Origin of the sequence: Caulobacter sp. CCH9-E1 (assembly GCF_001556515.1) — a bacterium.
In the GTDB taxonomy this organism is placed as follows: Bacteria; Pseudomonadota; Alphaproteobacteria; order Caulobacterales; family Caulobacteraceae; genus Caulobacter.
The window spans coordinates 1-10,080 of record NZ_LSJA01000127.1 but is presented as its reverse complement, the minus strand read 5'-3'; the positions used below and the strand labels follow the sequence as shown (position 1 = coordinate 10,080).

The 10,080-nt window shown below is 70.1% G+C and carries 10 protein-coding genes; 5 read left to right on the top strand and 5 right to left on the bottom strand.

Going from position 1 to position 10,080, the window contains the following annotated elements; genetic code table 11:
- Positions 1 to 58: 58 nt before the first annotated feature.
- On the bottom strand, positions 59 to 598 hold the full coding sequence (locus tag AX690_RS08715; protein WP_066687188.1) for a hypothetical protein: 540 nt from the start codon (positions 596 to 598) through the stop codon (positions 59 to 61).
- A 165-nt stretch (positions 599 to 763) separates the two neighbouring features.
- Here AX690_RS08715 and AX690_RS08710 point away from each other — a divergent pair, with 165 nt between their 5' ends.
- A complete protein-coding gene (locus AX690_RS08710) occupies positions 764 to 2,917 on the top strand; it encodes a DUF6311 domain-containing protein (protein WP_066730322.1) in 2,154 nt (717 codons plus the stop codon).
- A gap of 7 nt (positions 2,918 to 2,924) precedes the next feature.
- Here AX690_RS08710 and AX690_RS08705 read toward each other — a convergent pair whose 3' ends face one another.
- The 3 genes from AX690_RS08705 to AX690_RS08695 are packed head-to-tail and all read right to left on the bottom strand — an operon-like array spanning position 2,925 to position 5,088.
- Positions 2,925 to 3,650 (bottom strand): bifunctional 2-polyprenyl-6-hydroxyphenol methylase/3-demethylubiquinol 3-O-methyltransferase UbiG, encoded by a 726-nt coding sequence (locus tag AX690_RS08705; RefSeq protein ID WP_066685819.1) that lies wholly within the window; start codon positions 3,648 to 3,650, stop codon positions 2,925 to 2,927.
- A complete protein-coding gene (locus AX690_RS08700) occupies positions 3,638 to 4,087 on the bottom strand; it encodes a GtrA family protein (protein WP_066685817.1) in 450 nt (149 codons plus the stop codon). The genes AX690_RS08705 and AX690_RS08700 overlap by 13 nt, the downstream gene beginning before the upstream one ends.
- Complete coding sequence (locus tag AX690_RS08695; protein WP_066730323.1) at positions 4,084 to 5,088, bottom strand: glycosyltransferase family 2 protein; 1,005 nt, start codon at positions 5,086 to 5,088, stop codon at positions 4,084 to 4,086. The genes AX690_RS08700 and AX690_RS08695 overlap by 4 nt, the downstream gene beginning before the upstream one ends.
- Between AX690_RS08695 and AX690_RS08690 the strand changes: the two genes are divergently transcribed.
- The 3 genes from AX690_RS08690 to AX690_RS08680 are packed head-to-tail and all read left to right on the top strand — an operon-like array spanning position 4,993 to position 7,156.
- On the top strand, positions 4,993 to 5,997 hold the full coding sequence (locus AX690_RS08690; protein WP_066730323.1) for a glycosyltransferase family 2 protein: 1,005 nt from the start codon (positions 4,993 to 4,995) through the stop codon (positions 5,995 to 5,997). The two genes, AX690_RS08695 and AX690_RS08690, sit on opposite strands and share 96 nt — an antisense overlap.
- Positions 5,994 to 6,443 (top strand): GtrA family protein, encoded by a 450-nt coding sequence (locus tag AX690_RS08685; protein ID WP_066685817.1) that lies wholly within the window; start codon positions 5,994 to 5,996, stop codon positions 6,441 to 6,443. The genes AX690_RS08690 and AX690_RS08685 overlap by 4 nt, the downstream gene beginning before the upstream one ends.
- Positions 6,431 to 7,156: a bifunctional 2-polyprenyl-6-hydroxyphenol methylase/3-demethylubiquinol 3-O-methyltransferase UbiG gene (locus tag AX690_RS08680; RefSeq protein ID WP_066685819.1), complete on the top strand. Its 726-nt coding sequence runs from the start codon at positions 6,431 to 6,433 to the stop codon at positions 7,154 to 7,156. The genes AX690_RS08685 and AX690_RS08680 overlap by 13 nt, the downstream gene beginning before the upstream one ends.
- A 7-nt stretch (positions 7,157 to 7,163) precedes the next feature.
- On the opposite strand, the gene AX690_RS08675 is transcribed toward AX690_RS08680, so the two are convergent.
- Entirely contained in the window at positions 7,164 to 9,317 is a 2,154-nt protein-coding gene (locus AX690_RS08675) for a DUF6311 domain-containing protein (RefSeq protein WP_066730322.1), read from the bottom strand.
- A gap of 165 nt (positions 9,318 to 9,482) precedes the next feature.
- Between AX690_RS08675 and AX690_RS08670 the strand changes: the two genes are divergently transcribed.
- On the top strand, positions 9,483 to 10,022 hold the full coding sequence (locus tag AX690_RS08670; protein ID WP_066687188.1) for a hypothetical protein: 540 nt from the start codon (positions 9,483 to 9,485) through the stop codon (positions 10,020 to 10,022).
- Positions 10,023 to 10,080 lie beyond the last annotated feature (58 nt).

The following is a 10,080-nucleotide window of genomic DNA, read 5'->3' as shown; positions in this document are numbered from 1 at the left end:
CGACCCCTCATCCGTCGCTTTCAGCGACACCTTCTCCCGCAAGGGGAGAAGGGGATGCTCACTCCACCCGCACGCCGTTCTTCACCTTGAAGCACCGCCGCTTCCCCAGCTCCGTGCCGCAGAAGCCGGGCTCCATGGTCCCGTCGTGCAGCATCACATATTGGTCGCGGCGGCACTCGAACCAGGCCTTCTGGAAGGCGACGTGCTCGACGTCGCGGTGGAACACCGGCCGCTGGTCCACCGTATAGAAGCGGGCCATGGCCGTCAGGCCGCCGAAGCTGCCTCGGCCGTTGACCAGACCACAGACCTGTCCGGTGCGGGTGGCCCAGACCGCGCCTAGCTCCAACGGGCTGCGCTGGTTTAGCCGCGCTTCCAGATGGGCGCGGACCTGGCGCCATTCCGCGCGGGCGACCGGCGCGTAGCGGGCCCGCTGGGCGGGCGTGGGCTGTCGCTTGACGCCATTCTCCTGCTCGAACCGGGCAAGGTCGGCCACCGTGAACGCAAATGCGCCGAGCGTGCCGACGACCGCGACGGCCGACAGGATCAGCGGCGTCCACGACCGCCTGACCCTGCGTGTTCCGAAATCCTTGATCGCCATGGCGTCCCTCCACGCGAGCACCTTCGGCGCCGGCTTTGTGAATTACAAGTATAAACTAATTACGAGCGTAGTTTTTATCGACCTCGCCGCAACCTCTGGACGCGGGGCGGGGTGTTCACAGCCGCCCCGGATGCTATGCAAGCGCCCTGTCTCCAGAGGGAATCCATGCGTTCGCTGAAGTCCGTTTCCCGCGAGCAGGTTCTGTTCGCCGCCGTCCTGACGATCGCTCCGATCCTGCTGTGCGGCTTCATGTTCGGCTTCGACATCCCTCTGGCGTCGGCGAAGTTCTGGAGCGCCGCCAAGAACGACATGATCTCGATGACGGCGGCCTACGAGGCCTTCGTGCGTCAGCCGTGGACCTTCCCGCTGGGCATGGTCTCGGGGCTGCTGCCCAAGCCCGTCTCGATCGTCTTCACCGACAGCATCCCCTGGCTGTCGATCCTGCTGAAGGCCCTGGGGCTGGGCGGGGTGTTCAATCCGCTGGGCCTGTTCCTGGCGCTGTCCTACCCCCTGCAGGCCTGGGGCATGGCGGCTCTGCTGCGCGCGCTAGGCGTCGAGGGACGTGTTCCGCTGCTGCTGGGCGCGATCCTGGCCCTGACCTATCCCAGCTGGCTGGCGCGTCAGTTCGGCCACATCGCCCTGTCAGGGCATTGGCTGATCCTGTTCGCCCTGGCCCTGTCCGTGGCGTCGGCTCGGTTCGGCTTGAGCTGGAGGCGGATCGGCGGCTTCGCGGCCCTGGCGGCTTTGGCCACCGGCGTCCATGCCTACCACCTGGTTCCCATCGGCGCCTGCTTTGGCGCGGCCCTGCTGTCCGAGCTCGCGCAGCGCCGCCCGCTGGCCTGGCGGCGAGTCCCGCTGGCGGGGTTCGCCGTACTGGCCGCGGTCGGGGTCTCGGCGGTGATCCTCGGGTACGGCGAAGGGCGCGGACCGACCGGCGGGGCCGCGGCCCTGGGCTTCTATGCGATGAACCTGCTGGGCCCCGTCTTGCCGCAGGCCTCGGCCCTGCTGGGGCAGAGGTGGGACGGCTCCTGGTTCTCGGGCGTGGTCGACCCCACCGGCGGCCAGGCCTTCGAGGGCTATCAATACATGGGGGCGGGCGCCTTGCTGCTGTTGGCGGTCGCCGCGCTTGGCCTGGCCGCTCGCCGGGTCCGGGGCGAGCGCGCGCCGGCCGGCGCCCTGGCGCGTTGGGCGCCGCTGGCGCTGGCCATGCTGGCGCTGACGGCGTGGGCGGTCGGCTGGGAGGTCTATTTCGGGACGCATCTGGTCGCCAGCCTGCCGCGGCCCCACGGCGCGCTGGCCGAGCTGGTCGGCGGTTTCCGCGCCTATGGCCGTTTCTTCTGGGCGCCCGGCTATCTGCTGCTGGCCCTAAGCGTCGCGGCCGCCGCGCGCCTGCCCTTCAAGCTGGGCGTGAGCCTGCTCGCCGCGGCGGCGCTGCTGCAGATCGCCGACACCAGCGGCCTGCGCCAGGGCGTGCGGTCGGTCTTCGCCAGCCCCGACCGGCTGGACATTCCCGCCCGGGCCTTCGAGGCCCCCGCGCTTCGCGGTCGTCCATGGGTCTTCGCCCCGACCTATTTCTGCTCGCCCTCGCACCAGGACCTTCGGGTGATGAACCAGTGGATCCTGGCGGCCGCGCGCAACGGCGGGACTACCAACACCTTCTCGACCGCCCGCACCAACGACGCGCCCTGCGAGCAGCTGCCGGCCGACATCGGCCGCGACGCCGCGCCGGGCGACCGCCGGATCACGGTGACCATGGCCAACGGGCAGCTGCTGGGCGGCTTCCTGCAGCCCCTGGCCGCGCGTTCGGACTGCTATCGCACCCTTCGCGGCGTGATCTGCGGCCGCGACCTGGAGGGGCTGGGCCTGCAGCGCGTCATCCGGGGCGAGCTTTCCGATGGCGGTCGCGTCGGCCGGTCCCTGCGGCTCGACCGGACGCCTCCGCCGGCTGGGCTGCGCTCGGGCTGGGCCAAGCTGGACCCCGGCGGCAAGGGTCTTTGGACACTGGGTCACCGGGCGGTGTTCGAGCTGCGCGCCCCGCCCTCCGCGGCGACCAAGGACTTCTTCGTCGACGTGGTGGCGATCGGCTTTTCGGACATGCCGCTGCGGCCCCAGCACGTGACGCTCTACGCCGGCGACCGCAAGCTGAACTCGGTGGAGGTGGGGCCCATCGACTTCGGCGCCTACCGGTTCCGCGTGCCAGGCGGGGCGTTCCAGCCTGATCAGCTGGTGACCTTCGCCTTCGACCTGCCTGACGCCCGCGTCAGCCTGGACCAGCGGGCTCTGGGCATCGGCGTCCAGGAAATCATGATCCGCGAATAGCCGCCCTTCACCGCTTCCGGGCGATCACCGCGATCGACAGGCCGAAGGGCAGACCCGGGCCCGAGGCGAGGGGCGCCTCGAGGCTGAACACCCCGGCCAGGGCCTTGTTCAGCCAGGTCGGCGGCATGGCGTCGTCGGCGCTCTGATCGCCCAGCAGCCGCTTGGCGACCCGCTGCGCGGCGGCCAGCGGAAACAGCAGGCTGTTGAAATAGGTGGCCGTCTCGACCGTCAGGCCGGCCTGCTCGAACAGGGCGCGATAGGCCGGCAGCCGGTAGCGGCGCTTGTGATGGTGCAGGACGTCGTGGTGGCTCCACATCCACGGATAGGCCGGCACCGTGGTCAGGATCGCGCCGCCCGGCTTGACCAGCCGCGCCAGGGCCGCGACCGAGCCGGCGTCGTCGTCGACATGCTCGACCACGTCGAAGGCGCAGACCAGGTCGAAGCTCTCGGGGGCGTAGGGCAGGCCGTCGGGCAGCAGGCCCGCGTCGATCGCCAGGCCCAGCCGCTGGGCGGCGTAGGCGCGGGACTCGTCGTCCGGCTCCAGCGCCGCCACGGCTCCGAACTCGCGCAGCAGCGGGACGTTGCCGCCCGCGCCGCAGCCGACTTCCAGGATCTTCGCGCCCGCCGGCGGGGCCAGGCGCTGGAGCAGGCGACGCAGGATCCTGCGCCGGCCCACGAACCACCAGTGGTCGGTCTCCAGTTCGCGGATGCGGTCGTAGATCAGGCGGTCCATGACGTGTCCTTGCCCGAATTCGGCGCGTGGGCGAAGACCCAGAAGTGGCTGAGCAGGAAGAGTGTCACGGTATAGCTGACGACCGCCGCGCCCTGGGCGGCAATGTCGAACAGGCCGCCGTGCGGCGCCAGCCATCGGGCCAGGGCCAGGACGCCCTGATTGATCGCGAAGGCCAAGGCGACCGCCAGCGCATAGCGCATCGGCGCGCGCGGCCTGGCCTGGCGCGCGCGGAACACGAAGAGCTTGCTCAGGGCGAAGCTGACGCAGATCCCGACCGCATAGCCGATGGCGTTGGCCAGGTGCGCGGACAGGCGCAGGCCCACGTCCAGGGCCACGATGATCGAGAAGCCGACCAGAGTGTTGATCACGCCGGCCAGGCCGTAGCGCAGGGCCGAGAGCAGGAAATCGCGCCGCGCCGGCGTCAGCAGCGCGCTCAAGCGGCCGCGTCCTCTTTTGGCTCGAAGCCGTAGCGGTCCATGACCACGTACAGCGGCCGGCCCTTCACCTCCTGATAGATGCGGGCCACGTATTCGCCCAGCGAGCCGATGGCCAGCATCTGCAGGCCGAAACTCATCAGGATCACCACCATCAGCGACGGATAGCCCGGCACGTCGCGGCCGAACAGCAGGGTGCGCAGCACCAGCAGGCCCGCCACGCCCACCGCCAGCACCCCGGCGACCAGGCCCACATAGCTCCACACCCGGATCGGCGCGGTGCTGAACGAGGTGATGCCGTCCAGGGCGAAGTTCCAGAGCTTCCAGTAGCGCCACGAGCTGGTCCCGGCCGCGCGCTCGGGCCGGGCGTAGGGAATGGCCTCCTGGCGGAAGCCGACCCAGGCGAACAGGCCCTTCATGAAGCGGTTGCGTTCGGGCAGCTGGCGCAGCACCTCGACCACCCGCTTGTCCATCAGCCGGAAGTCGCCGGCGTTGTAGGGCAGGTCGACGTCCGACAGCCGGTTGAAGGCGCGGTAGAAGCCTTGGGCCGTGAAGCGCTTCAGCGGGGTGTCCGCTCGCCGGTCCACGCGCACGCCATAGGCGACGTCCGCGCCAGCCTCCCAGGCCTCGATGAAGCGGCCGATCAGCTCGGGCGGATCCTGCAAATCAACGTCGATCGGCACGACCATGTCGCCGGTCGTAGCGTCCAGCCCCGCCGACATCGCGGTCTCCTTGCCGAAGTTGCGGGCCAGGTTGATGACCTTGATGCGCGGGTTGCGCTGATGGTGGGCCAGCAGCACCGCCAGGGTGTGGTCGCGGCTGCCGTCGTTGACGCAGACGATCTCGTAGTCGAGCCCCAGCTTGGTCAGTTCGTCCTCGATCCGCGCGAAGAACAGGTCCAGCACCGCCTGCTCGTTGAAGCACGGCGCAACGATCGACAGCCGCTTTCCCGCTCGCGAGCGGGAAAGCGGCTGTCGATCGTTGCGCCGTGCTTCAACGAGCAGGCGGTGCTGGACCTGTTCTTCGCGCGGATCGAGGACGAACTGACCAAGCTGGGGCTCGACTACGAGATCGTCTGCGTCAACGACGGCAGCCGCGACCACACCCTGGCGGTGCTGCTGGCCCACCATCAGCGCAACCCGCGCATCAAGGTCATCAACCTGGCCCGCAACTTCGGCAAGGAGACCGCGATGTCGGCGGGGCTGGACGCTACGACCGGCGACATGGTCGTGCCGATCGACGTTGATTTGCAGGATCCGCCCGAGCTGATCGGCCGCTTCATCGAGGCCTGGGAGGCTGGCGCGGACGTCGCCTATGGCGTGCGCGTGGACCGGCGAGCGGACACCCCGCTGAAGCGCTTCACGGCCCAAGGCTTCTACCGCGCCTTCAACCGGCTGTCGGACGTCGACCTGCCCTACAACGCCGGCGACTTCCGGCTGATGGACAAGCGGGTGGTCGAGGTGCTGCGCCAGCTGCCCGAACGCAACCGCTTCATGAAGGGCCTGTTCGCCTGGGTCGGCTTCCGCCAGGAGGCCATTCCCTACGCCCGGCCCGAGCGCGCGGCCGGGACCAGCTCGTGGCGCTACTGGAAGCTCTGGAACTTCGCCCTGGACGGCATCACCTCGTTCAGCACCGCGCCGATCCGGGTGTGGAGCTATGTGGGCCTGGTCGCCGGGGTGCTGGCGGTGGGCGTGGCGGGCCTGCTGGTGCTGCGCACCCTGCTGTTCGGCCGCGACGTGCCGGGCTATCCGTCGCTGATGGTGGTGATCCTGATGAGTTTCGGCCTGCAGATGCTGGCCATCGGCTCGCTGGGCGAATACGTGGCCCGCATCTATCAGGAGGTGAAGGGCCGGCCGCTGTACGTGGTCATGGACCGCTACGGCTTCGAGCCAAAAGAGGACGCGGCCGCTTGAGCGCGCTGCTGACGCCGGCGCGGCGCGATTTCCTGCTCTCGGCCCTGCGCTACGGCCTGGCCGGCGTGATCAACACTCTGGTCGGCTTCTCGATCATCGTGGCCCTGGACGTGGGCCTGCGCCTGTCCGCGCACCTGGCCAACGCCATCGGCTATGCGGTCGGGATCTGCGTCAGCTTCGCCCTGAGCAAGCTCTTCGTGTTCCGCGCGCGCCAGGCCAGGCCGCGCGCGCCGATGCGCTATGCGCTGGCGGTCGCCTTGGCCTTCGCGATCAATCAGGGCGTCCTGGCCCTGGCCCGATGGCTGGCGCCGCACGGCGGCCTGTTCGACATTGCCGCCCAGGGCGCGGCGGTCGTCAGCTATACCGTGACACTCTTCCTGCTCAGCCACTTCTGGGTCTTCGCCCACGCGCCGAATTCGGGCAAGGACACGTCATGGACCGCCTGATCTACGACCGCATCCGCGAACTGGAGACCGACCACTGGTGGTTCGTGGGCCGGCGCAGGATCCTGCGTCGCCTGCTCCAGCGCCTGGCCCCGCCGGCGGGCGCGAAGATCCTGGAAGTCGGCTGCGGCGCGGGCGGCAACGTCCCGCTGCTGCGCGAGTTCGGAGCCGTGGCGGCGCTGGAGCCGGACGACGAGTCCCGCGCCTACGCCGCCCAGCGGCTGGGCCTGGCGATCGACGCGGGCCTGCTGCCCGACGGCCTGCCCTACGCCCCCGAGAGCTTCGACCTGGTCTGCGCCTTCGACGTGGTCGAGCATGTCGACGACGACGCCGGCTCGGTCGCGGCCCTGGCGCGGCTGGTCAAGCCGGGCGGCGCGATCCTGACCACGGTGCCGGCCTATCCGTGGATGTGGAGCCACCACGACGTCCTGCACCATCACAAGCGCCGCTACCGGCTGCCGGCCTATCGCGCCCTGTTCGAGCAGGCCGGCCTGACGGTCGAGACGGCCACCTATTTCAACAGCCTGCTGTTTCCGCTGGCCGCCGCGCAGCGGGTCGCCAAGCGGCTGCTGGGCGATCAGAGCGCCGACGACGCCATGCCGCCGACCTGGCTGAACAAGGCCCTGGCCGGGGTGTTCAGCCTCGAGGCGCCCCTCGCCTCGGGCCCGGGTCTGCCCTTCGGCCTGTCGATCGCGGTGATCGCCCGGAAGCGGTGAAGGGCGGCTATTCGCGGATCATGATTTCCTGGACGCCGATGCCCAGAGCCCGCTGGTCCAGGCTGACGCGGGCGTCAGGCAGGTCGAAGGCGAAGGTCACCAGCTGATCAGGCTGGAACGCCCCGCCTGGCACGCGGAACCGGTAGGCGCCGAAGTCGATGGGCCCCACCTCCACCGAGTTCAGCTTGCGGTCGCCGGCGTAGAGCGTCACGTGCTGGGGCCGCAGCGGCATGTCCGAAAAGCCGATCGCCACCACGTCGACGAAGAAGTCCTTGGTCGCCGCGGAGGGCGGGGCGCGCAGCTCGAACACCGCCCGGTGACCCAGTGTCCAAAGACCCTTGCCGCCGGGGTCCAGCTTGGCCCAGCCCGAGCGCAGCCCAGCCGGCGGAGGCGTCCGGTCGAGCCGCAGGGACCGGCCGACGCGACCGCCATCGGAAAGCTCGCCCCGGATGACGCGCTGCAGGCCCAGCCCCTCCAGGTCGCGGCCGCAGATCACGCCGCGAAGGGTGCGATAGCAGTCCGAACGCGCGGCCAGGGGCTGCAGGAAGCCGCCCAGCAGCTGCCCGTTGGCCATGGTCACCGTGATCCGGCGGTCGCCCGGCGCGGCGTCGCGGCCGATGTCGGCCGGCAGCTGCTCGCAGGGCGCGTCGTTGGTGCGGGCGGTCGAGAAGGTGTTGGTAGTCCCGCCGTTGCGCGCGGCCGCCAGGATCCACTGGTTCATCACCCGAAGGTCCTGGTGCGAGGGCGAGCAGAAATAGGTCGGGGCGAAGACCCATGGACGACCGCGAAGCGCGGGGGCCTCGAAGGCCCGGGCGGGAATGTCCAGCCGGTCGGGGCTGGCGAAGACCGACCGCACGCCCTGGCGCAGGCCGCTGGTGTCGGCGATCTGCAGCAGCGCCGCCGCGGCGAGCAGGCTCACGCCCAGCTTGAAGGGCAGGCGCGCGGCGGCCGCGACGCTTAGGGCCAGCAGCAGATAGCCGGGCGCCCAGAAGAAACGGCCATAGGCGCGGAAACCGCCGACCAGCTCGGCCAGCGCGCCGTGGGGCCGCGGCAGGCTGGCGACCAGATGCGTCCCGAAATAGACCTCCCAGCCGACCGCCCACGCCGTCAGCGCCAGCATGGCCAGCGCCAGCGGCGCCCAACGCGCCAGGGCGCCGGCCGGCGCGCGCTCGCCCCGGACCCGGCGAGCGGCCAGGCCAAGCGCGGCGACCGCCAACAGCAGCAAGGCGCCCGCCCCCATGTATTGATAGCCCTCGAAGGCCTGGCCGCCGGTGGGGTCGACCACGCCCGAGAACCAGGAGCCGTCCCACCTCTGCCCCAGCAGGGCCGAGGCCTGCGGCAAGACGGGGCCCAGCAGGTTCATCGCATAGAAGCCCAGGGCCGCGGCCCCGCCGGTCGGTCCGCGCCCTTCGCCGTACCCGAGGATCACCGCCGAGACCCCGACCGCGGCCAGTACGGCGAACCCCGCCAGCGGGACTCGCCGCCAGGCCAGCGGGCGGCGCTGCGCGAGCTCGGACAGCAGGGCCGCGCCAAAGCAGGCGCCGATGGGAACCAGGTGGTAGGCATGGACGCCGGTGGCCAAAGCCGCCAGGGCCGCGAAGCCGCCGATCCGCCTCCAGCTCAAGCCGAACCGAGCCGACGCCACGGACAGGGCCAGGGCGAACAGGATCAGCCAATGCCCTGACAGGGCGATGTGGCCGAACTGACGCGCCAGCCAGCTGGGATAGGTCAGGGCCAGGATCGCGCCCAGCAGCAGCGGAACACGTCCCTCGACGCCTAGCGCGCGCAGCAGAGCCGCCATGCCCCAGGCCTGCAGGGGGTAGGACAGCGCCAGGAACAGGCCCAGCGGATTGAACACCCCGCCCAGCCCCAGGGCCTTCAGCAGGATCGACAGCCAGGGGATGCTGTCGGTGAAGACGATCGAGACGGGCTTGGGCAGCAGCCCCGAGACCATGCCCAGCGGGAAGGTCCACGGCTGACGCACGAAGGCCTCGTAGGCCGCCGTCATCGAGATCATGTCGTTCTTGGCGGCGCTCCAGAACTTCGCCGACGCCAGAGGGATGTCGAAGCCGAACATGAAGCCGCACAGCAGGATCGGAGCGATCGTCAGGACGGCGGCGAACAGAACCTGCTCGCGGGAAACGGACTTCAGCGAACGCATGGATTCCCTCTGGAGACAGGGCGCTTGCATAGCATCCGGGGCGGCTGTGAACACCCCGCCCCGCGTCCAGAGGTTGCGGCGAGGTCGATAAAAACTACGCTCGTAATTAGTTTATACTTGTAATTCACAAAGCCGGCGCCGAAGGTGCTCGCGTGGAGGGACGCCATGGCGATCAAGGATTTCGGAACACGCAGGGTCAGGCGGTCGTGGACGCCGCTGATCCTGTCGGCCGTCGCGGTCGTCGGCACGCTCGGCGCATTTGCGTTCACGGTGGCCGACCTTGCCCGGTTCGAGCAGGAGAATGGCGTCAAGCGACAGCCCACGCCCGCCCAGCGGGCCCGCTACGCGCCGGTCGCCCGCGCGGAATGGCGCCAGGTCCGCGCCCATCTGGAAGCGCGGCTAAACCAGCGCAGCCCGTTGGAGCTAGGCGCGGTCTGGGCCACCCGCACCGGACAGGTCTGTGGTCTGGTCAACGGCCGAGGCAGCTTCGGCGGCCTGACGGCCATGGCCCGCTTCTATACGGTGGACCAGCGGCCGGTGTTCCACCGCGACGTCGAGCACGTCGCCTTCCAGAAGGCCTGGTTCGAGTGCCGCCGCGACCAATATGTGATGCTGCACGACGGGACCATGGAGCCCGGCTTCTGCGGCACGGAGCTGGGGAAGCGGCGGTGCTTCAAGGTGAAGAACGGCGTGCGGGTGGAGTGAGCATCCCCTTCTCCCCTTGCGGGAGAAGGTGTCGCTGAAAGCGACGGATGAGGGGTCG